The organism is Brevibacillus sp. WF146 (assembly GCF_001673705.2).
Classification (GTDB): domain Bacteria; phylum Bacillota; class Bacilli; order Brevibacillales; family Brevibacillaceae; genus Brevibacillus; species Brevibacillus thermoruber.
In genome coordinates, this window is sequence record NZ_CP109943.1 from 1,977,559 (window position 1) to 1,998,591 (window position 21,033).

Consider the following 21,033-nt stretch of genomic DNA (forward strand, 5'->3'; position numbering starts at 1 on the left):
CATGGCCCGCATGCTGTTGGCCGCAGGAATCGCCGGACTCACGGTCGGGGCCGTTTTTTTCGACCGGGTCAGTGCCGCATCGGTCTCCTTGCAGGAGAGGATCGACCAGGCTCAACCGGGAGCAGTCGTCACCGTTCCGGCAGGAAAATACCGGGGGCCCATTCGCATTACCAAACCGATCGTGCTGCAGGCAGAGGGGGCCGTGGAGATTGCCAGTGATGGCAGCAGCCCTGTTCTGTCGATTCTGTCCGATCATGCCGTCGTCCGGGGAATAAAAATCGTAGACAACCGAATCAATGCCGCAGAAGCGTCCGTGGTCATGAGGGGGAACCACAACATTGTGGAAGACCTTGTGATCGAAACGATGGGAACAGGGGTGCAGCTTCGTGATGCCAGCAACAATACGCTGCGCGGTATCCGCGTGATCGGTCTGGTAACGGACCCGGGCAAGGAACAGGAAGGCCTCCACAACCACGGCCAACACGCGCACCAACTGTCGGGAGCAGCCGGTACAAATCCGGATGTTACGGCCAAAAAGGGAAACGGCTTCGACTTGAATCACTCTCATCACAACCGGATCGTCTCCAACCGGATCAGCAACATGTTTGACGGCATCTATGCGGAAAACAGCAACTTCAACCACATGGAGCAAAATTTCGTGGAGAACTCCCGATACGGTTATCATTTCATGGGTACGTCCTCCACGAAGCTGCTCGGCAACACAGGAAGCGCCAACGTGACGGGCACGATGCTCATGGAATCGGATGGCGCTGTCGTGCAGCATAATCGTTTTGTCAAACAAAGGGAAAATCCGAACGCCCAGGGGATTCTTCTTTTCGACGTAACGGGATCGCGAATCGAGGGAAATCGCATCGAGGGAAACCGTGTGGGCTTGTACATGGAACGGTCCAAAGGGAACCGTCTGGAAGGTAACGAATTCACGCTGAACTTTGTCGGGATGCAGCTCAAACAAGCCTCAGGGAATGTGGTGACGGCCAACCATTTTGTGTCCAATGTCATCCAGGCGCAGGCGCAGGACAGCACAGCCAACACGTTGGAGGGAAACTACTGGGACGACATGCAGGGCATTGATCTGGATGCAGACGGCCGCAGCAATATTCCCTATGAGCTCAACCCGTTTTTCCTGGCGTTGACCGAAGCGGTACCGCCCTATCAGATCTTTTTCCAGGCACCCGGTCTTGTGTTTTTGGAGGGGCTTTTTACCGCAGGGACAGACGCGTCCATTCGGGACGGGGCACCATTGCTGGCTCCGGTTATGGCGCAAGAGGACGAACAGCGGGCGGGTCAGCAGACGGCCATGGGCGTACTCAGTGTGCTGCTGATGAGCGGAAGCTGTTTGATCATGTATGGAGGAGTGAGACGAAAATGAAATCTCGGGTGTGGACGATTGGCGCAATGATGATGACCCTCTCCATGTTGATGGGGGGATGCGGCAAGGAGGAAGCAAAACCGGTGGACATCGTGGAAGGCGTGGACAAATGCGACGTCTGCCATATGAATGTGGCCAATGACCACAACGCGTCGGAAATCGTTTTGCAAAACGGGAAAGTGTTGAAATTTGACGATATCGGCTGTATGTACCGCTGGACAAAGGAGCATGAGAACGAACAGGTGGAAGCCCGGTTCGTCCGCGACTACCTCTCCAAGGAATGGGTGAACACCGATCAGGCGACGTATGTCTACGACAAAACGTTCCAGACGCCAATGGGGTATGGCGTCTATTCCTTCAAGGACAAGGCAGCGGCGGAAGCGTTCGTCAAGGAAAAGCAAACCGGTTCGGTTATGAGCGTTCAGGATCTGGACAAGCATGCCTGGGAGAGCAGCATGAAAAAGCATGGGCAAAGTGACGGACATCCGGAATCAGGCCAGCACGGCACGTCGGACGCACAGCAGACACACAACTAGCAGAGGAAGTGGCGCACGTGCACATCATGAACATTGCCAAACGAGAAATACAGATCGGGTTTCGCAATCCGTGGGCGTACTCGTTCACGGCCCTGTTTTCCCTGTTCACGCTGGCCCTGTTGATCATTCAATCCCAGTCCTACATGGAGGGATACACGTATACGACCGGCACCATTCTCAATCTGATCCTGTACCTGCTCCCCTTGATGACCATGCTGCTCGCCTCCTTTTCGGTTACGGCAGAAAAGGAGGAGGGAAGCTGGGAGCTTCTGTCCACCTACGCCCTTACAGCCACTTCGTTTTTGTGGGGGAAGTACGCGGGATTGGCTGTGGTGCTCGTCTCCATCGTGTGTTTTAGCTACGGGTTTGCCGGGTTGTTCGGCATGCTTCTGGGAAAAGGGTTCACCCTTTCCGCCCTGCTGTTTTTCTTGTTGTTTTCCATCTGCATCGTGCTGTTGTTTCTGGGGATCGCCATGGTGGTCGGCTCCCTGAGCCGGAACCGCTGGCAGGCGCTTACGCTCGGGGTCAGCATCTGGTTTTTCTTGATTCTGGCCTGGCCCACGCTCTTGATCTCGGTCTTGAGCTTTTTGCCGTACACATGGATCAAACCGGTACTCCAGGTGGCCACCTGCCTGAATCCCGCAGAGTTTGTGCGCATGTTTTCCGTTGTCAGACTGGGGGGAGGCGCCATCTTCGGTCCGGAGTACTACAAGTGGGTGAACTGGATGGAATCCCCATTTGGCATCGCGGGTTTTGCTGCGCTCTGCCTGATGTGGATCTGCGTGACGATGCTGACCGCGATAGCTGTTTGGGAAAGAAGGCGATACCGTGACTAAGACCGGACTGCACATGATGCAGGTAGAAAAGACGATTGGCGGAAAAACCATTGTGCATCCGTTTGATTTGCACGTCGAACCGGGACAGGTTGTCGCTGTTTGCGGGGGAAACGGGGCGGGGAAAAGCACCATTCTCCGCATGATTGTGGGAATTACCCAACCCAGTTCGGGAACGATCGAACTGAACGGGTTGAACTTGAAGGAACATCGTGTGAAATATTTGCAGCAAATTGGCTATATGCCGGACCACTTCAATTTTTCGGCCGGACTGACGGCGAGTGAGTGCATGCGCTTTTACGCTTCCCTTCGCGGGCGGACCGCGTCGGAAGCGGATGAGGCGCTGCAGGCGGTAGGGCTTCACGAGGCTCGTAACAAAAAGGTGTCCGTGTTTTCCAAAGGCATGCAGCAGCGTCTGCTGTTTGCCCAGGCCATGTTGGGCAAACCGGCACTGCTTGTGCTGGATGAGCCGACAAACGGATTGGATCCGTACTGGATGGGCGCCTTTGTTGATCTGGTGAAAACCATCAAGAACGAAGGCATCTCCGTTATTTTCTCCACGCACCAGTTGCAGGCGGCCAACGAGGTGGCGGATCGAGCCATTTTTGTCATAAACGGAAAAATCGTCCGCTCCGCCACGATGGAGGAATACCGGGCGCAATACGGGGAACTGGCCTTGCACCGTGCTTTCTCCGAACAGTTTCCCCGTCAGCAGCAGCCAGAGAAGAAAACGGAGGAAACCTCCTCTGTGACCGTCACGATTCGAGGGCGTGAGAGCAGGAACCAAGAACACAAGTAAACGGAAACGCGGGCCCTGGCGCCGCGTTGACAATGAAGGAAGCAAGATTCCCTCGCTGTTCCCCATTGGGCGTCGTCGCACACCGACAGGGGGGCTGTGCGTCAACACCGGGCAAGCCGCTGCACCGTGGTTGAGGTAAACCGGCGATGCTGATGGTTGAACACGCAGCCGGGACGCGACTCACGTTTCTTCCTCGACGACCGGCGCATAGGCAGCGCGCAAGATCGGGATAATGATGGAAGAAACGGGTGCAAGGAGGTTGTCATGACCATCAAGTGGGGGGCCTTTCTCGTCGGGTCGTTTGCCGGTGCATTCCTGGCCATTCTCTGTGCGGGTCTGATCGCCATCGTGTTTGCCCGGCCATTGATCAAATGGGGGATCGGGCGCTTTACGAAACGGCTGATGGCTGACCGTTACCCGGAAAACATCTGGGAGATGGTCTCGGCGCTCACCAGGACAAGCCCCCGGATCGTCGTGGAAAACAGTCTGCGGGCAGCCAGCGGAGAAGTCATCGAACGACCGTTTGGCAGCCCGCGCACGTATCTGGACTTTGACGGCCTGGTTTTTTCTCCCGCTCAGCTTGCCACGCTTCCCGCATCGGAAAACGCTCCCGTCGACATGATGATCACGATCGGCCCGCAAGCCAAACGGCCGCTCATCCTGAACATCCCCCTGCTGGCCGGTGCGATGGGCTACGGGATCGGGGTGTCCGAGAAGGTGAAAATCGCCATCGCCAAAGGAACGGCTGCGGTCGGAACCGCGACGAACTCGGGCGAAGGCCCTTTGCTGCCCGAAGAGAGGGCCTGCGCCGCCCATTACATCCTGCAGTACCATTCCGGGTATTGGGCCAAAGAGCCGGAGATTCTCCGGCAGGCGGACGCGATCGAGATTCGTCTCGGCCAAGGAGCGATTGGAGGGGCCGCGACCGTGATTCCGCCCGCGTATTTGAAGGGGAGGGCCCGTGAACTTCTGCAGGTTCCGGACGGTGAGGTCCTCGTCGTCCCTTCCCGCCATCCGGAATTGGTCGAACCGAAGGACTTGAAGCCCCTGGTCGAGAAACTGCGCACCATCACCCAAGGCATCCCCATTGGCGTGAAGATGTGTGCCACCGGAAAGCTGGAAGCGGACCTGGAAGCCGCGGTTCAGGCCGGGGTGGATTTTATCAGTCTGGACGGTGGGCAGGCCGGCGCAAAAGGGGGAGCGCCCATTCTGGAAGACGACTTTGGCCTGCCGACGATTTTCGCCTTGTCGCGTGCGGTGGATTATCTCAAAAAGCGGGGCGTAAAAGACCGGATCACCCTCCTAAGCGGCGGAGGATATGCTGCACCCGGCCAATGTTTGAAAGCGCTCGCCCTTGGAGCGGACGGCGTTTACATGGGAACGGCCCTGCTGTGGGGCATGGCCCATGATCAGGTGACAAAAGCCATTCCGTGGGAACCGCCCACGCAGCTCGCCTTTTACTCGGGGAGCCTGAAAGACGAGTTTGAAGTGGAAAAGGCCGCGCAGTCTTTGGAGAACTTTTTTCGATCCTTTGCAGAAGAGATGAAAATCGCCATTCGCGCGTTGGGGAAAACTTCCTTGAGGGACGTGAATGCGGACGATCTGGTAGCGCTTGACAAATGGACGAGCGCCGTAACGAAGGTGCGGCTGGTCACGCAACCCGATGAGCTCGTCCGATGAAGGGGAGAGCAAGGCAGCACCAGCAAAAAAGGTGCTGTTTTTCGTTTCAAGATGTCCTGTATCTGCCTGAACTGCGTGACAAGGACCTGACGGCCTTCGATTACATCGTGGTGCCCACCCGCTTGAACCAGGACATTCTGTATGAACAGCGGGAACAATTGAAATGGTGAAGCCGTGGATATCCGGCGTGAAATGGAAATTTTATCCGACCAATTTTTACTGGTGGGTGAACAAAGGGGCCGATCTGCCTCTGTACATGGCTGACGAGCATCATCCGCTGTTTGCAAAAATCACGGTCGACGATGCAAAATGGCACTACCACGGCGTGTACCTGCCGCCCGCTCATGCAGAGCCCATCCTTGTCAACGAGTTGGGCGAGGCGATTATCTATGCGGACCGGGAGTCGTATCCGGGCAACCTCTATCTGACGACGCTCGATCCCGATTACCACCTCGGACAAGGATTCATTCCAAAGGTGGAGCATTTTCTCGATGCCTATCTGGAATGGGTGGAAGAAGACATGCGGAGCAACGGGTAGGACTTGCCCGCCCCCTTTGCCGGCCGGACGGTATCGGATCGAAGCCGTTCGTGTGGCGGGGGCCATCCGATACCGGACGTGGAAGGAGAAATGCCCCCCGAGTCTACCTGCTGGGTTCGGTTGGCGTTTCTTCTTCCGCGTCCAATGGTTTTTGGCTGATCCGCTCCATGTGCCGACTTCCCCATTTCGCCATCACATCCAGCAGTTCGCGTGTGGATTGTCCGTATTCGGTCAGGGAATACTCCACTTTCGGCGGAACCTGGGTGTACACTTCGCGGTGAATAATCCCGTCCTGCTCCAATTCCCGCAGTTGCTGGGTCAACATTTTTTGCGTGATGTCGGGCATGTCCCTTTTCAACTCGCCAAACCGTTTGGCCCCGTCGGAAAGATGACAGAGAATCAGCGGTTTCCACTTGCCGCCGATCACTTTCAACGTACTCTCTACCGAGTCTTTAAATCGTTGGTCTCCCATGCGGGCTGCCTCCTTGGTATCCTTTTCGATACTACGTTACTTGAAAGTGGGTACTTGTTGGGGAAGGTTGCTACATACAATAATAACGGTATCGTTCTCTTGTACTGTTTATTGTAACAAGAAACGAAGAAAAAACAACTGACCCAATAAGCCCACACCGCTGCAAGGAGAGATGTGAGATGGACTATCGCAGAATTACCCATATCGAAGACAAGTGGTTTGCAAGCATGCACCGGTTGATGCAGGAGGTGTTCCCGCCTGAGGAGGTGCTGGAATTCGAGCTGTGGAAAGAGCCGCTGGAAGACCCGGGTATTCGCGTGTTTGTCGCGATTCACGAAGGAGAAGTTGTCGGGGCCACGGAATACCGGTACTATGATGACCTGCAGGTGGCCATGACCGATTTTACGATCATTGGAAAGCCGGGGTTGGGAATCGGCCGCTTCCTCTATCAGAAGAGACAGGAAGACCTGATGTCCCTGGCGGCGGAGAGCGGGAAAAAGCTCGTTGGCATGTTTGCCGAGATCTATGACCCGTATCGAGCCGAACACCACGAATTCGGCGGCATCAAGCCGATGGATCCGTTTGTGCGCCGCGAGGTTCTGTCGCATCTTGGGTACAAGCGTCTTGACTTCCCGTACGTTCACCCTTCCTGGAACAATGACGGCGAGGCGGTGACCGGTCTTGACCTCTGTTTTCTTCCGACGGATGACAATGTCCATGAGCTGCCTGCGGAATTGATCGTCACGTTCCTCAAACGGTACTACTCCGTGCTTTCGAACAAGCCGGAGTCCTGGCATGCAATGATCGAACGGCTGGAGGCGCAGGAGACGGTACGCTTGCTGCCATTGTAACATTTGTCATTCGAGCAGGTACGAAATGGCGTGATCCCCGACAACGGGTGAACACGCCATTTTGATTTGCCGGAGTCGGGCAGGGCAACCCCGAAGGTTTGTTTCGTTTCCAAAAACATACTATGTCACATGCAAGTATGTACTTGTTTATTTGAAAGGAAAGAATCATAATGAATTCCGTGTTCGAAACATCGGTTTCGTCGCGGCTGTCCGCCAACAGAGGGACAGTCATTTGCAGTAACGGAGGGTGTTAGGATGGATGGGATGACATTTATCCTGTTTGGAGCAACAGGGGATTTGGCAAAACGGAAAATTTTTCCTGCCATATACAATCTGTTTCTTGATGAGAAGCTGCCTCGCGCGTTCGCTGTCTTTGGCACCGGAAGACGGGACATGTCCGACGAGGACTTTCGTGCCCATGTGGAACAGTCGGTGAAAACCTTCTCCCGTCGATGGGAAGACGATCGTGACCGTGCGGGGCAGTTTCTGAGCATGTTTCACTACTGTGCCATGGATGTGACCCAACCGCAGGATTACGGGAAGCTGGCGCAGCGCATCCGGCAGCGTGAGCAGGAAGGGAAGATTCCGGAAAACCGGATCTATTCCTTGTCGGTGGCACCGGAACTGTTTGGCGTGATTGCCTCCAACATTTCAGCCAGTGAGTTGGGATCGGCAACAGGCTGGAAACGCCTGATCATCGAGAAGCCGTTTGGGCACGATCTCCAGTCAGCCCGGGATCTCAACCGTTCCTTGCGGCAGTTCTTCGACGAAGAGGAGATTTTCCGCATTGACCATTACCTTGGCAAGCCCATGGTGCAAAACCTTGAGGTATTGGAATTTGCCAACCCCATTCTGCGGACGTTGTGGAACAATCAGCACATCGCCAATGTCCAGATTACCGCCAGCGAAACGGTCGGGGTGGAAGAACGGGCAGGGTACTACGACAAGGCGGGAGCGATTCGGGACATGTTTCAAAACCACCTGCTCCAACTGCTCATGATGACGGCGATGCAGATGCCCCGGCAGTTTTCGGCCCGGGAGATCCGCAACGAAAAGATCAAGGTGTTGAAAGCGCTGCGGCCGCTGCGTCCGGAAGACGTCGCCGCGCATGTGGTTCGCGGTCAGTACGGAAAAGGATGGATCAACGGGAAGCCGGCAGCGGCGTACCGGGACGAACCGGGGGTGGACAGGGCTTCGAACACCGATACGTTCGTCGCGGCTCGCCTGTGGATTGACAACGCGTTTTGGAGCGGGGTTCCCTTTTATATCCGGACCGGGAAGCGCATGCGGGAAAAGTCGACCCGAATCGTGATCGAATTCAAAAATCCGCTGAGGGATGCGTACCCCGTCCGTCATGAGAAACCGGCTCCCAACCTGTTGGTGATCCATGTAAATCCGTACGAGGGTGTTTCGTTTCAATTGAACAGCAAACATCCGGGGAAACACAGCAGGATCGAGCCGATCACCATGGAGTTTGCGGCAAATGCCAACGATGTGCCCGAAGCCTATGAGCTCCTGCTCTATGACGCGCTGCGAGGCGACTCCACTTTCTTTGCCCATTGGGAAGAGGTTGAATTGTGCTGGAAGTGGGTGCAGCCCATTTTGGACGCCTTTTCCGATCAGCGCGTTCCGCTTCATATGTATGAAGCCGGCACGCAGGGCCCCGAGGCCGCTTTCCGACTGCTGGAGGAAGACGGTTTTTCATGGTGGGAACTCAACCGCCATGTCGAAGAAGGAACGCTGGGGGTTCGCAGGGAAGCGCTGTCCGTATCGGGTATATAGGGCAGGGAAGCTGCACGTTTGTCCGCCATCATACTTTTTTGACAGGAGGGTGTCCAGATGGCCATTTCGTTTGATTTCTCCAATGCGTTCCCGTTCATGGGCAGCCATGAAGTAGAGGTTCTGCGCGAATTTGTGAAGACAGCCCATGGATTTCTCCATGAAAAGAAGGGCCCCGGATCTGATTTTCTCGGATGGGTGGATCTGCCGGTGGACGTTGATGCGGAAGAATTGGCCCGGATTACGCAGGCAGCCGAGAGAATCAGAAGCCATTCCCAAGCGCTTGTTGTGATTGGCATCGGCGGGTCGTACCTTGGGGCAAGGGCGGCGATTGAAGCCTTGTCCCATCCCTTTCACAATCAACTGCCCCACGCGACACAGATTTATTACGCGGGGCACAACATCAGTTCCACCTATCTCGCCCGTCTCCTCGAAGTCCTGGAGGACAAGGATGTCTCCGTCAACGTGATTTCGAAATCGGGCACGACCACGGAGCCAGCCATTGCGTTCCGCGTGTTCCGCCGCTTCCTGGAGAGAAAGTACGGAAAAGCGGGAGCCAGACAGCGGATATTTGTCACCACGGACCAGACAAAGGGCGCGCTGAAGAAACTTGCCGATGAAGAAGGGTATGAAACCTTTGTCATTCCGGATGACGTCGGAGGGAGATACTCCGTATTAACGGCTGTCGGTCTCCTGCCCATGGCCGTCGCCGGCATCCATATTGATCGAATGATGCAGGGAGCCGCAGAGGCCTGGCGCAGGTACAGCAATCCGGACCTGCTGTCCAATGAGTGCTACCAGTATGCCGCGGTGAGAAATGCGCTCTATCGCAAGGGGAAAACGGTCGAGCTGCTGGTCAACTATGAACCGGCTCTGCATTACGTCGCGGAATGGTGGAAGCAGCTCTTTGGAGAAAGTGAAGGAAAGGATCAAAAAGGGCTTTTTCCTGCATCCGTAGATTATACGACCGATTTGCATTCGATGGGGCAGTATGTGCAGGAAGGGCGTCGGGATCTGTTCGAAACCGTCCTGCATGTCCGAAAGCCGCGGATTGACGTCACGATCCCGGACGATCCCGCCAACATCGACGGTTTGAACTTCCTGGCCGGCAAAACCATGGATGAGGTGAACCGCAAAGCATTTCAAGGCACGTTGTTGGCTCATGTGGACGGAGGAGTGCCCAACTTGCTTGTGGAGCTGGACGAACTCAATGCATTCACGTTTGGCGAACTGGTGTATTTCTTTGAAAAGGCTTGCGGCATCAGCGGACATCTGCTCGGCGTGAACCCGTTTGATCAGCCGGGGGTGGAGGCTTACAAGAAGAACATGTTTGCTCTTCTGGGCAAACCGGGGTTTGAAGCGGAAAAGAACCATCTTGAGAAACGATTGTCCAGGCAGGTGACTCAACATGAAAATCTATGATGTAACCGGATCGATCTTTGAAGGCATGGCTGTGTACAAAAACAAACCGGAAAAGCAGCCAAAGCTGAAAACAGTAACGAATGGGTATGTAACGGAATCTCGCATTGACATGGATGTGCACACGGGAACGCATATTGACGCGCCGCTTCACATGATGACAGACGGGGAGACGTTTGAAAGCATACCGCTGGACAATCTGGTCGGCATGTGTACCGTGCTGGATCTGACAGCGGTCCACGATCGGATCACAAAGGCGGACTTGGAGCGTTTTGCGATTCGCGAGGGCGATTTTGTTCTCTTGAAAACCAGGAATTCCGATGACGATGCGTTCCGTTTTGATTTTGTCTTCCTGGCGCAGGATGGAGCAGAATATCTGGCCCGGCTGGGAGTACGGGGAGTAGGCATTGATGCGCTGGGCATCGAGAGAGATCAGCCGGGCCATCCGACGCATCACATCCTGTTTCAAAACGGCGTCATTGTCATGGAAGGCCTTCGATTGAAAGAAGTGGAAGCAGGAGCGTATTTCATGGTGGCGGCCCCTCTGAAAATCGTGGGAACAGACGCTGCGCCTGCCCGGGTGCTGCTGTTTACGGGGCTGTCCCCCACGGAATAATCGCGTGTGTGATTCTGACTACCGGACAAAAGAAGGGATGAGCGTATGAGAAAGCAACAAATCGGTGTAATCGGATTGGCGGTCATGGGCAGAAATCTGGCGTTGAATCTGCTGAGCAAAGGGTTTTCCGTCTCCGTGTACAACAGAACGGCGGATAAAACGGAGGAACTGGTGCAGGCGGCGGGCGGCCGCAACCTGATCGGCACGTACTCCATTCAGGAATTCGTCCAATCCCTAGAGACGCCTAGAAAAATCCTGATTATGGTCAAGGCAGGCCAGCCAACGGATGATACCATCCAGCAGTTGAAACCCCATCTCTCCCGAGGAGACATCATCATTGACGGCGGAAACGCATTTTTCCAGGATACCCTGCGCAGAAGCAAGGAACTGGAAGAGGAAGGAATCCGGTTTATCGGAGCGGGCATTTCCGGCGGGGAAGAAGGGGCATTGAAAGGACCCGCGATCATGCCGGGAGGACAAAAGGATGCCTATGAGCTGGTTGCGCCGATCCTGACCGCCATTGCCGCAAACGTGAACGGTGAGCCCTGCTGCACGTACATTGGTCCGGATGGGGCGGGCCACTATGTCAAAATGGTACACAACGGGATTGAATACGGGGATATGCAGTTGATCGCCGAAGCCTATCATGTGATGCAGCAGGTTTTGGGGCTCAGCGCCAGTGAACTCCACGAGGTGTTTGCCGAGTGGAACAAGGGGGAATTGGACAGCTATTTGATTGAAATCACAGCCGATATTTTCACGAAAATGGACCCCGAAACAGGCAAGCCCCTGGTGGATGTGATTCTGGATTCGGCCGGACAAAAAGGAACCGGCAAATGGACAAGCCAAAGTGCGCTGGACTTGGGCGTTCCCTTGTCCATGATTACGGAGGCCGTATTTTCCCGTTTCCTCTCCGCGATGAAGGAAGAGCGGGTGATCGCCAGCAAAACGCTGAAAGGGCCGCAAGCTCCCGCGTTCACGGAGGATCGGAAGGCGTTCATCGAAGCGGTGCGACAGGCGCTGTACGCCAGCAAAATCTGCTCGTATGCCCAAGGCTTCGCGCAGATGAGAGCGGCGTCCGAGGCGTACGGCTGGAACCTGAGGTACGGGGATATTGCCATGATCTTCCGGGGCGGCTGCATTATTCGTGCGAGATTTTTGCAAAACATCAAGGACGCCTACGATCGCAATCCGGAGCTGAAAAACCTGCTGCTCGATCCCTACTTCCGCGACATCGTGGAAAACTACCAGGAAGCCTGGAGAAAAGTAGTGACGACAGCGATCCAGCATGGTATACCCGTACCGGCGTTCTCCAGCGCTCTCGCTTACTTTGACAGCTACCGCACGGAAAGGCTTCCGGCCAACCTGCTGCAGGCACAACGCGATTACTTCGGCGCCCACACCTACCAACGAGTGGATAAGGACGGCGTCTTTCATACCGACTGGATGGAAGGCAAAGAGTAAAACGGACACAATGGTATCCTTTTAGTGACTACATCACTTTGAAGTAAGTACTTTCTGTTTTGGAGGTAAAGGTCTAGAATAAAGCATGCGCCGCCAAACATCACGCGCAGCACACAGAGAAAGGAGTGACGGCCGAACTCGCTTTCTCGTGACTCCCGTCATGGGTGGCGGTTTGCAGCGCATACGAAACGGGGATGAGTACCGACAAAAAACAGAAACAGGTAGGAGTGAAGCAATCATGCAGCTGCAGCTCGCGCTGGATCTTGTCACGATTCCGGAAGCCAAGGACCTGGTCAAGGAAGTTGCGGAGTATGTGGATATCGTTGAGATCGGCACGCCGGTTGTGATCAATGAAGGGCTTCGCGCCGTCAAGGAAATCAAGGAGGCCTTCCCTTCGATGACCGTGCTGGCAGACCTGAAGATCATGGATGCGGCCGGCTATGAAGTCATGAAGGCCTCCGAGGCCGGCGCTGACATCATCACGGTTCTGGGCGCCGCGGAAGACGTCACCATCAAGGGTGCGGTCGAAGAGGCGAAGAAACGAGGGAAAAAAATCCTGGTGGACATGATCGGTGTGAAAAACCTGGAAGAGCGGGCAAAGGAAGTCGATGCGTTTGGCGTAGACTACATCTGTGTCCATACCGGTTACGATCTGCAGGCCGTGGGGAAAAATTCGCTGGAAGACCTGCTGACCATCAAACGTGTGGTCAAACATGCGAAAACGGCGATCGCGGGCGGCATCAAGCTGGAGACGCTGCCGGAAGTCGTGAAGGCCCAACCGGATCTGGTCATTGTCGGCGGCGGCATTACGGGACAAGCAGATAAAAAAGCAGTCGCTGCCGAAATGAAAAAAATGATCACACAAGGATCGTGATCAGGATGCACACTCGTCAATACGCCAATGAAATCGTCAATGAACTGACTCGGACGGTTGACCAAATCGCCGAAGCAGAAGCGGAACAGCTTGTAGCTCGCATCCTTGAATCAAAGAAGGTCTTTGTAGCCGGTGCAGGCAGATCGGGCCTGATGGTTCGCGCCTTTGCCATGCGGCTGATGCACATGGGGCTGCGCGCTTATGTCGTAGGCGAAACCGTAACCCCCAACTTCGAAAAAGACGACCTGTTAATCATCGGGTCCGGTTCGGGGGAGACGAAAAGTTTGGTGTCCATGGCAACGAAAGCGAAAAGCATCGGGGGTGCCGTCGCGGCGGTCACGATTTTCCCGGAATCGACCATCGGACAGCTAGCTGATCTCGTCATTACCCTGCCGGGTTCTCCGAAAGACCAGGCGGACAGCGGAACCAAAACCATCCAGCCCATGGGGTCATTGTTCGAGCAAACCCTGCTGCTGTTCTACGACGCTGTCATCCTGCGGTTGATGGAGAAACAGGGATGGGACTCCCAGGCGATGTTCGGCAGACATGCCAATCTGGAGTAGGGAAAATTGCCGGACAAAGCCATTCACATGAACGAACAGATCGCATCGCGTTTGTGAAGCAGCGCGATGCGATCTGCTTTTTCATTTGTCGCGGTTCCGGCGTTCTCAGCTTTTCGCACGGCCGGCGGACGTCTGTGGATGCTGCTGCCCCTGTGATTGGCTTTGTCATCGGGATCGCCGATGGAATCCATGCGTATCCACCGATTCATCTCTCATGCCGGTTTTCTTCGGCAGCCATGGCGATTTCTTTTGTTTCATGAACGGTACCAAACGGATGCTCAGGCGGCGCATAGATCACGTACACTTTCAGTGGCGTATGACCCGTATTGATTACGTTGTGCCATTTTCCGGCAGGAATCATGATGGCATAGTCCTCATAGGCCATTTCTTGAAAATCCAGGTGGTCTTTGCTGTCACCCATTTGAACAAGTCCCTGTCCTTCTTCAATCCGAATGAATTGATCCGTGGTCGGATGGACTTCCAAACCGATGTCATCGCCGACATCGATGCTCATCAGCGTCACTTGAAAGTACTTCCCTGTCCATAAAGCCGTCCGGTACGTCTGGTTTTGTTTGGCTGCTTGGTCAATATTCACGACAAACGGTCTTGATCCATAATCGGTCAGTTTGATCCTTCTGCCATAAGGAAACCGGTTGGGATTCCAATAGACATAATAAGGATTCCACTGGTAGCTCCAATGGTTGGGATTCCAGTCGTACACGGGATTATGCCATTGAGGGTGACCCCACGCTTTGCGGTACATGGATATTCTCCTCTCATGATTTCATCATGTACGTTGTAGCCTATGCGGTTTTCTCTTCATCGGTGTCAGGACAGCTCTCACCGAGCCAGCGGGAAACCTTTCGGGTTGTTTGACAAATCAGAACAGACGGGTAAGATTGAAAATAACAAAATGAACGAACAACATAGAGAGGAAACATGAAACGGTTATTCCGGTCGATCTCAACCCGTATCACGCGAAAATACCTGGTGATTTTCTCGTTGGTTCTGATTATTCCGACACTGGTCATCTATCAATTGGTGGTGAATTATGCAAAGGATCTCATGCGAATCAATATCGAACAAAGCAATGAAATCTACGCGGAATCGATCGCGAAGCGGCTGAGTTCGGAACTGAACGACGTCGTGCTGCAGCTGCAGTTGATCGCGGGACAAACAGGCAATCAGCGCGTCGATGAACAAGCGATGTATCAACGGGCCAAACAGACTGTGTCCAAAAGCGTGTTTATCCAATCCATCTCCTTCTTTGACGCCTCCAAACGGCTGCGCTTTGAGGCTCCTTTTCAGACGGAAGGGAGAGAGATCGTCTACGAATACCCAAAAATGGAACACGTCCGGTGGAGCTACAATTACGTTGTGACGGAACTGATCCGAAACCATCGCGGAGAGCAGGCGGTTGCCGTCCTGATACCCGTCTTTTTCGAGGATCGCCGGTTTCGCGGCGCGCTTGTTGCGGAGCTGAGCCGCGAATATTTATCGGAAATGTTAAAAAGTATCAGTGTTACACGCGGCGGATTTGGCTACATCGTAGACCGCAACGGGATGGTGATCGCTTCTACGGACGAAGCAGAGTGGAACAAGAACTACGCGGAAGAACCCGTCGTGGAACGGGTGGTGAAAGGAGAGATCGGAACGGGAGTAATGCCGCATGTGGGGCAGGTCAGCGTCATGACCTACTATATGATGAGCCACAACTGGGGACTGGTCGTAGGCGTGCCTGAATCACTTGCGTTCGTCCCCGTGTCGAAATTGTCTGCGACGCTAACGGGCGGATTTGCCGTAATCTTCGCACTCATGCTCTGTCTTGTCGTGTTGGGAATGAGGCACATCCTCAATCCGATTGTGAGACTCACCCGTTTTGCCCGACACTTTCATCAATCGCCGTCGCGTGCCCCATTTCCCGAAATGTTGGTGGAAAGTCAGGACGAATTGGGGGTGTTGATGCGGACCATCGTCTCAATGGCCGTGAAGATTCACGAAAAAGAGCAGTTCCTGAGGGATGTGATCGAAGGCATTCCGTATGCGCTGATCACCTTGGATCAACAGGGCAGAATCACCCACGTAAACCGCAACATGGCGGCGCTGATCGGGGCACCGGCCGATACGTGGAAGGGACAACCCATTTCCGTGCTGCCTCCGTTTTCGTTTTTGCAGTCCCTCGTGGGGGAAACCGAAGTGTCGCTGGAGGACGAGAACAAGCAGACACGAATCATCCGGGTGGTCGCGTCTCCGTTCAATGGCGGCGTGCTGGCCGTGCTGGAGGACGTTTCCCAGGTAAAGCTGTTGGAGGCCCATGTGCGGCAAAGCGAACGGCTGGCTCTGATGGGGCAGATTACGTCGGGAATTGCCCACGAACTGAAAAATCCGCTGGCCGTGTTGGCAAGCACTAGCGAGTTGTTGAAAGAGGAGATGGCAGACCTGGCCCCTGCGGAAATGATCCAGACGCTGGTGACTGACATCGAGGAAGAAATCAAACGCATGAGCGAGATCGTGTCCGAGTTTCTGGCGTTTGTCCGGATGAGACATGAGGAGGTAGGAGAAGTGGAGATGGACCGATTGATGGACCGCGTTCTGCACCTGCTCCGCATAAAGCTGAATGAAGCCAACGTCCGGGTGATTCGCTCGTACGAGCCGTTTCTGCCACCGGCCAAAGGCCGTCAAAACAAATTGCTCCAGGTCTTTCTCAATCTCCTTTTGAACAGTGTGGAAGCGATGCCGAACGGTGGAACCATCACGATTCAAATGAAAAGGGATGGTCCCTGGTTGACCGTCACCATCGCGGACAGCGGCATAGGCATTTCGGAACAAGACTTGCAATGGCTGTTCAATCCCTTTTTCTCCACCAAGGAACGGGGAAATGGGCTCGGACTGACCATCGCTCGGGACATCGTGGTCGAGCATGGTGGCGACATTCAAATTGAAAGCGTTGTCAACAAAGGGACGACGGTTCGCTGTCGATTTCCAATTGCCATCAAGGAGGGGGTTGCCACATGAGTGCGCACGGCGTACTGATCGTCGATGACGAAGTGAAATTGTGCCGGAACATTGCGATCAAACTGGAGAAAGAAGGCTACACCACCTACCAAGCGTACGACGGGAAATCGGCCATCGATCTGGTCCGAAAACATCCGATAAGCGTCGTGCTCTTGGACTACATGTTGAACGACATGACCGGACTCGATGTCCTTTCCGTCATCAAACGGGAGAAACCGAACACGATCGTATTCATGCTGACCGCCTACGGCAACATCGAGAGCGCCGTCATGGCGATGAAAGGGGGGGCCGCCGATTACTTCAACAAGCCGGTCGAATTGCGCAAGATCAAGGAAGTGGTCGACAGCGTGTGCAGGACGCTGCCGACGGGAGAATCGTCCGAAGACACCATCATTTTTGCCAACGAAAAAATGAAACAAATCCGGCGCGTGCTGGAACAGGTGACACCTACGGATGCGATCATGCTGCTCCTGGGAGAAAGCGGTGTGGGAAAGACGGCGTTGGCGAAATGGATCCATCAGTACAGCCATCGCAAGGACAAGCCGTTTGTGTGCATCAATTGCGCCTCCATCCCGGAGACGCTGTTGGAAAGCGAGCTGTTCGGCTATGCCAAAGGGGCGTTCACCGGAGCGACGGAGTCCCGCCCGGGCAAGTTCGAGGCGGCGAATGGCGGGACGATCTTTTTGGACGAAATCGGCGAAATCTCTCCGGCCATGCAGGCCAAACTCCTCCATGTCATTGAGGAAAAGACGGTTACGCGGCTTGGCAGCCACGCTTCGCTCAAGGTGGATGTGCGCATCCTGGCGGCGACGAACAAACCGTTGAAACAGTTGGTGCAGCAAGGACGCTTTCGCGAAGATTTGTACTATCGCTTGAACGTGGTGGAAATCGAGATTCCGCCGCTGCGCGAACGCAGGGAAGACATTCCGCTTCTTGTGGAGCAAACCTTGCGCAAGCTGAATGAAAAGTACGGCAAGACCATCAGCATTTCATCAGAACTCATGAAGATGCTGCTGAACGAACCATGGCCGGGCAATATTCGCGAACTGATCAACACGCTGGAACGCATGCACATCTTGAAGGAAAGCGGAACCCTGGACGTTCAGGACTTTGCCGTCCGGCAGCCGGTCGCGTACCGTCGGCCGGTGTGGGAGGAGATCCCGCTGAACGACCGACTGCAGGATGTACTGGACGAAGTGGAGGAGCACCTCATCCGGGAAGCCATCCGGCGGGCGGGTGGAAACCATACGAAGGCTGCGCACCTGTTGGGCATTTCCCGCAACACGCTGATATACAAGCTAAAGAAGATGAGGCGCCCATGAGACGGTTGGCAATCATCGCAGTGGGAACGGCTTTGTTCGGCGCACTTCTCGCAGTGAGTCTGCCTCGTGAGGCCGCGGCCCCTGTGTCCCCGGAAAAGCCTTCATGGCCCGCTCAAACCATCACCGTCGGGGCGAAATCGCTGACGGAGCAGTACCTGTTGATGAAGATGACATCCATCGTCCTCCGCTGGCACGGTTACGATGTCAACGAGATGGTGTTTCTGGACAGCCCCGCCGTCCGATCCGCGATGGAGGCGGGCGTCGTCGACCTGTACTGGGAGTACACGTCCACCGCTCGCTTGTACTACCACAAGCAAAAGCCGATCTACGATCCCGACGCGGCTTGGAAAGCAGTGGCGGAAGAAGACAAACGGAAAGGAATCAGCTGGTTTCCCCGGAGTGAGTTCAACAGCAGTTGGGCCGTGATGGTGCGGGAGGACGTAGCCAAGAAGTGGGGGATCTCCTCCATCAGCGACCTGGTCGAATACGTCCGTACGCGGAATCCGCGGCTGAAACTGGCCACCAACGAAGAATTCCTTCATCGTGAAGACGGGATGCAGCGTCTTCGGGATCTGTACGACTTGTCGCTGCCGGACGGACAGGTAATGGCCGTCGATTCCGGGCTGCTTCCGCAAGCTGTCAAGGAGTCGAGGGTGGATGCGGCTGTAGGGATGGCCAGCGATCCTCGCATCAAGGAAGCCCATCTCATTGTGCTGGAGGACGACAAACATGCGTTCCCGCCCTATCATGCCAGCCCGGTGGTACTGGGCGAGACATTGAAAAAATATCCGGAACTGCAAACGCTCATCGAGCCTATCCGCATCCGGATCACTCAGGAGAACATGCTCGATCTGATGTACCAGGTGGACATTCTTCACAAGGACGTGACCAAAACCGCTTATGAATTCCTGGTTGGGCAGCGGATTATTCAACCGCTGAACTGATCTGTCGGAGTGGGAAGGACGTCGTTGATTGCACAAAAATTTTACGTCTCTGGCGTAAAATTTTTGTGCAATTTTTTTGCTTTTCCGGACTGTGCGGCAGCAGGCGAGCAAGAATGGCGCGGCCCGAGAAGTTGGCACGGGATTTGCTCAAGTCTTCCGATGACTGAATGAAAAGAGGTGAGGGCATGAAAATTACGGGCATTGAAATTTCACATTATCTGCTTCCGCTGGATCCTCCGTTCAAGGCGGCGTGGGATCCCCAACCGCGAAAAAAGTTTGCGACTACGATCGTCGCCGTGCACACGGACGAAGGAGTGACCGGAATCGGTTCGGGAGATTTGATGAAGGGTTTTGCCGGACACGAACACTTGTTTATCGGCCAGGATCCATTTGCGATCGAACGGCATTGGCAGGTGATCGACAACATTGATTTCCACTACGGAAGATGCTGGCCGCTGGACCTGGCGCTGTGGGATCTGATCGGAAAAGCAACCGGTCAACCTGTATACAAGCTGCTGGGGGCAAGAAACAGCAAAATTCTTGCATACGCTTCCACGGGAGAGATTGTCGAACCAGAGGTGCGGGCTGAACGGGCGCAGATGCTGGTCGAGCAGGGATTCAAGGCGATGAAAATCCGTTTTCATCATGATGACCCGAGAAAAGACATTAAAGTGGTCGAAGCCGTGCGCAAGGCGGTAGGCGACAAACTGCACATCATGGTGGATGCCAACCAGGGATGGAAGATGCCGTGGGACGTGCAGCCGTGCTGGGATCTGAAGCTGGCCTTGCAGGTGGCCAAAGAACTGGAGCAGCTAAACGTGTTCTGGTTGGAGGAGCCTCTGCCGCATCACGATTTTCGCGGTATGGCGAAACTGCGGGAACTGGTGGAAATCCGCATCGCCGGTGGGGAAATGAATCGCAAATGGCACGACTTCCGGGAGATGAGCGTATTGGGAGCGCTCGATGTGTACCAGCCGGACGTCGCCCTGGCCGGCGGCATTACCCAGGTTAAAAAGGTGGCCGACATGGTTCAGGCGAACGGCGCCTGGTTCAGTCCGCACACCTGGTCGAACGGGATCGGTTTATTGGCCAATCTCCACTTGGCTGCGGCGGTCAGCCACTGCCCCTATTTGGAATACCCGTATGATCCGCCGGCCTGGACGCCGGAGCGGCGGGATTTTGTGCAGGCTGTGAAGGTGGAGGTGGACAAGGACGGCTATCTTGTGATCCCGGACAAGCCCGGACTGGGGATCGAACTGGATCTTGTGGCATTGGAGCGGTTCAAATACGACAGGGTGTACGTGGGTGAGTCCTCATGAAGTACCTGCTCACCCACACGGATCGGGTCCTGGACCTGTTTCTGGAGCACTTGTCCATGACCGCCCTGTCGCTCTGCATTTCCCTGCTGCTGGCCATTCCCATCGGAATCGCCATCACCAAGTACAAGCGGCTGTACGTCCCGGTGACCGGCTTGTTCGGCATCCTTTACACCATTCCAAGTTTGGCCATGTTTGCGTTATTGATTCCCGTCACCGGGCTGGGGCCGGAAACGGCCATCATCGGATTGATCGCCTATTCCCAGATGATTCTCGTCCGAAACGTGGCGGCTGCCATCCGAGGCATTGACCCGCTGATCATCGAGGCGGCCAAGGGGATGGGCATGAGCAAGGCGCAGATCGTCTTTCAGATCGAAATCCCGCTTGCCGTCCCTGTGGTCGTGGCGGGGATCCGGGTGGCCGCCGTGTCGATCATCAGCATCGCCACCGTGGCTGCCTGGATCAATGCGGGTGGGCTGGGCACGCTCATCTTCGAAGGGTTGTACCGTACGCATACGGACAAGATCGTCGCCGGAACGATTGCCATTGCCGTCCTGGCCATCGGCACCGATCTGTTGTTCCGGGCGATCGAGCGGCTCCTCAGTCCGAACATGTCGTGAAA

The 21,033-nt window shown here is 55.0% G+C and carries 22 protein-coding genes; 19 read left to right on the top strand and 3 right to left on the bottom strand.

The annotated features are described in order from the left end of the window. Nucleotide 1 precedes the first annotated feature (1 nt). From A6764_RS09875 to A6764_RS09905, 7 genes are all read left to right on the top strand, one after another. A complete protein-coding gene (locus A6764_RS09875; protein WP_255309627.1) occupies nt 2-1,390 on the top strand; it encodes a right-handed parallel beta-helix repeat-containing protein in 1,389 nt (462 codons plus the stop codon). Then, nucleotides 1,387-1,926, top strand: a complete 540-nt coding sequence (locus A6764_RS09880) for a nitrous oxide reductase accessory protein NosL (protein ID WP_035289358.1) — start codon at nt 1,387-1,389, stop codon at nt 1,924-1,926. Before A6764_RS09875 ends, A6764_RS09880 begins: the two co-directional genes overlap by 4 nt. Nucleotides 1,927-1,943: 17 nt before the next feature. Further along, nucleotides 1,944-2,762, top strand: a complete 819-nt coding sequence (locus A6764_RS09885) for an ABC transporter permease (protein WP_029098767.1) — start codon at nt 1,944-1,946, stop codon at nt 2,760-2,762. Beyond that, complete coding sequence (locus tag A6764_RS09890; protein ID WP_141669610.1) at nt 2,755-3,558, top strand: ABC transporter ATP-binding protein; 804 nt, start codon at nt 2,755-2,757, stop codon at nt 3,556-3,558. The genes A6764_RS09885 and A6764_RS09890 overlap by 8 nt, the downstream gene beginning before the upstream one ends. A 264-nt stretch (nt 3,559-3,822) precedes the next feature. Further along, nucleotides 3,823-5,238: an FMN-binding glutamate synthase family protein gene (locus A6764_RS09895; protein WP_065066650.1), complete on the top strand. Its 1,416-nt coding sequence runs from the start codon at nt 3,823-3,825 to the stop codon at nt 5,236-5,238. After that, nucleotides 5,235-5,408: a hypothetical protein gene (locus A6764_RS09900; protein WP_176703232.1), complete on the top strand. Its 174-nt coding sequence runs from the start codon at nt 5,235-5,237 to the stop codon at nt 5,406-5,408. Before A6764_RS09895 ends, A6764_RS09900 begins: the two co-directional genes overlap by 4 nt. A gap of 17 nt (nt 5,409-5,425) precedes the next feature. Beyond that, a complete protein-coding gene (locus A6764_RS09905; RefSeq protein WP_141669609.1) occupies nt 5,426-5,776 on the top strand; it encodes a hypothetical protein in 351 nt (116 codons plus the stop codon). Between the two features lie 103 nt (nt 5,777-5,879). Here the strand turns inward: A6764_RS09905 and A6764_RS09910 are convergent, their stop codons facing one another. Further along, the gene (locus A6764_RS09910; protein ID WP_029098769.1) at nt 5,880-6,248 is read right to left on the bottom strand and encodes a winged helix-turn-helix transcriptional regulator; all 369 of its coding nucleotides are present in this window, start codon (nt 6,246-6,248) and stop codon (nt 5,880-5,882) included. A gap of 179 nt (nt 6,249-6,427) precedes the next feature. On the opposite strand from A6764_RS09910, the gene A6764_RS09915 reads away from it, so the two are divergent. From A6764_RS09915 to hxlB, 7 genes are all read left to right on the top strand, one after another. After that, the gene (locus A6764_RS09915) at nt 6,428-7,099 is read left to right on the top strand and encodes a hypothetical protein (RefSeq protein ID WP_035297108.1); all 672 of its coding nucleotides are present in this window, start codon (nt 6,428-6,430) and stop codon (nt 7,097-7,099) included. A 255-nt stretch (nt 7,100-7,354) separates the two neighbouring features. After that, entirely contained in the window at nt 7,355-8,881 is a 1,527-nt protein-coding gene (gene zwf / locus A6764_RS09920; protein ID WP_065066648.1) for a glucose-6-phosphate dehydrogenase, read from the top strand. 57 nt (nt 8,882-8,938) lie between these two features. Further along, complete coding sequence (locus A6764_RS09925) at nt 8,939-10,300, top strand: glucose-6-phosphate isomerase (RefSeq protein WP_065066647.1); 1,362 nt, start codon at nt 8,939-8,941, stop codon at nt 10,298-10,300. Further along, nucleotides 10,287-10,913, top strand: a complete 627-nt coding sequence (locus A6764_RS09930; protein ID WP_035297114.1) for a cyclase family protein — start codon at nt 10,287-10,289, stop codon at nt 10,911-10,913. Before A6764_RS09925 ends, A6764_RS09930 begins: the two co-directional genes overlap by 14 nt. A gap of 45 nt (nt 10,914-10,958) precedes the next feature. Then, nucleotides 10,959-12,377 (top strand): NADP-dependent phosphogluconate dehydrogenase, encoded by a 1,419-nt coding sequence (gene gndA / locus A6764_RS09935; protein WP_065066646.1) that lies wholly within the window; start codon nt 10,959-10,961, stop codon nt 12,375-12,377. A 238-nt stretch (nt 12,378-12,615) separates the two neighbouring features. Continuing rightward, nucleotides 12,616-13,251 (top strand): 3-hexulose-6-phosphate synthase, encoded by a 636-nt coding sequence (gene hxlA / locus A6764_RS09940; RefSeq protein WP_065066645.1) that lies wholly within the window; start codon nt 12,616-12,618, stop codon nt 13,249-13,251. Nucleotides 13,252-13,256: 5 nt separating this feature from the next. Then, nucleotides 13,257-13,814 (top strand): 6-phospho-3-hexuloisomerase, encoded by a 558-nt coding sequence (gene hxlB / locus A6764_RS09945; RefSeq protein ID WP_065066644.1) that lies wholly within the window; start codon nt 13,257-13,259, stop codon nt 13,812-13,814. 23 nt (nt 13,815-13,837) lie between these two features. Here the strand turns inward: hxlB and A6764_RS09950 are convergent, their stop codons facing one another. Next, nucleotides 13,838-14,005: a hypothetical protein gene (locus A6764_RS09950; RefSeq protein WP_160297148.1), complete on the bottom strand. Its 168-nt coding sequence runs from the start codon at nt 14,003-14,005 to the stop codon at nt 13,838-13,840. Nucleotides 14,006-14,019: 14 nt separating this feature from the next. Beyond that, complete coding sequence (locus A6764_RS09955; protein WP_029098776.1) at nt 14,020-14,577, bottom strand: cupin domain-containing protein; 558 nt, start codon at nt 14,575-14,577, stop codon at nt 14,020-14,022. A 176-nt stretch (nt 14,578-14,753) separates the two neighbouring features. Between A6764_RS09955 and A6764_RS09960 the strand changes: the two genes are divergently transcribed. The 5 genes from A6764_RS09960 (at nt 14,754) to A6764_RS09980 (ending at nt 21,031) form a co-directional block, all read left to right on the top strand. Continuing rightward, complete coding sequence (locus tag A6764_RS09960; RefSeq protein ID WP_065066643.1) at nt 14,754-16,829, top strand: PAS domain-containing sensor histidine kinase; 2,076 nt, start codon at nt 14,754-14,756, stop codon at nt 16,827-16,829. After that, complete coding sequence (locus A6764_RS09965; RefSeq protein ID WP_044899870.1) at nt 16,826-18,151, top strand: sigma-54-dependent transcriptional regulator; 1,326 nt, start codon at nt 16,826-16,828, stop codon at nt 18,149-18,151. Before A6764_RS09960 ends, A6764_RS09965 begins: the two co-directional genes overlap by 4 nt. After that, on the top strand, nt 18,148-19,095 hold the full coding sequence (locus tag A6764_RS09970) for an ABC transporter substrate-binding protein (RefSeq protein WP_083989749.1): 948 nt from the start codon (nt 18,148-18,150) through the stop codon (nt 19,093-19,095). Before A6764_RS09965 ends, A6764_RS09970 begins: the two co-directional genes overlap by 4 nt. Before the next feature lie 185 nt (nt 19,096-19,280). Next, nucleotides 19,281-20,414: a mandelate racemase/muconate lactonizing enzyme family protein gene (locus A6764_RS09975; protein ID WP_065066641.1), complete on the top strand. Its 1,134-nt coding sequence runs from the start codon at nt 19,281-19,283 to the stop codon at nt 20,412-20,414. Further along, nucleotides 20,411-21,031: an ABC transporter permease gene (locus A6764_RS09980; protein ID WP_065066640.1), complete on the top strand. Its 621-nt coding sequence runs from the start codon at nt 20,411-20,413 to the stop codon at nt 21,029-21,031. Before A6764_RS09975 ends, A6764_RS09980 begins: the two co-directional genes overlap by 4 nt. Nucleotides 21,032-21,033: the final 2 nt, after the last annotated feature.

Coding starts and splice junctions, on each gene's coding strand:
- A6764_RS09875 (WP_255309627.1), top strand. CDS start 2: ATGGCCCGCATGCTGTTGGCCGCAGGAATCGCCGGACTCACGGTCGGG.
- A6764_RS09880 (WP_035289358.1), top strand. CDS start 1,387: ATGAAATCTCGGGTGTGGACGATTGGCGCAATGATGATGACCCTCTCC.
- A6764_RS09895 (WP_065066650.1), top strand. CDS start 3,823: ATGACCATCAAGTGGGGGGCCTTTCTCGTCGGGTCGTTTGCCGGTGCA.
- A6764_RS09900 (WP_176703232.1), top strand. CDS start 5,235: ATGAAGGGGAGAGCAAGGCAGCACCAGCAAAAAAGGTGCTGTTTTTCG.
- A6764_RS09910 (WP_029098769.1), bottom strand. CDS start 6,248: ATGGGAGACCAACGATTTAAAGACTCGGTAGAGAGTACGTTGAAAGTG.
- A6764_RS09915 (WP_035297108.1), top strand. CDS start 6,428: ATGGACTATCGCAGAATTACCCATATCGAAGACAAGTGGTTTGCAAGC.
- zwf (WP_065066648.1), top strand. CDS start 7,355: ATGGATGGGATGACATTTATCCTGTTTGGAGCAACAGGGGATTTGGCA.
- A6764_RS09925 (WP_065066647.1), top strand. CDS start 8,939: ATGGCCATTTCGTTTGATTTCTCCAATGCGTTCCCGTTCATGGGCAGC.
- A6764_RS09930 (WP_035297114.1), top strand. CDS start 10,287: ATGAAAATCTATGATGTAACCGGATCGATCTTTGAAGGCATGGCTGTG.
- gndA (WP_065066646.1), top strand. CDS start 10,959: ATGAGAAAGCAACAAATCGGTGTAATCGGATTGGCGGTCATGGGCAGA.
- hxlA (WP_065066645.1), top strand. CDS start 12,616: ATGCAGCTGCAGCTCGCGCTGGATCTTGTCACGATTCCGGAAGCCAAG.
- hxlB (WP_065066644.1), top strand. CDS start 13,257: ATGCACACTCGTCAATACGCCAATGAAATCGTCAATGAACTGACTCGG.
- A6764_RS09950 (WP_160297148.1), bottom strand. CDS start 14,005: ATGGATTCCATCGGCGATCCCGATGACAAAGCCAATCACAGGGGCAGC.
- A6764_RS09955 (WP_029098776.1), bottom strand. CDS start 14,577: ATGTACCGCAAAGCGTGGGGTCACCCTCAATGGCATAATCCCGTGTAC.
- A6764_RS09960 (WP_065066643.1), top strand. CDS start 14,754: ATGAAACGGTTATTCCGGTCGATCTCAACCCGTATCACGCGAAAATAC.
- A6764_RS09965 (WP_044899870.1), top strand. CDS start 16,826: ATGAGTGCGCACGGCGTACTGATCGTCGATGACGAAGTGAAATTGTGC.
- A6764_RS09970 (WP_083989749.1), top strand. CDS start 18,148: ATGAGACGGTTGGCAATCATCGCAGTGGGAACGGCTTTGTTCGGCGCA.
- A6764_RS09975 (WP_065066641.1), top strand. CDS start 19,281: ATGAAAATTACGGGCATTGAAATTTCACATTATCTGCTTCCGCTGGAT.
- A6764_RS09980 (WP_065066640.1), top strand. CDS start 20,411: ATGAAGTACCTGCTCACCCACACGGATCGGGTCCTGGACCTGTTTCTG.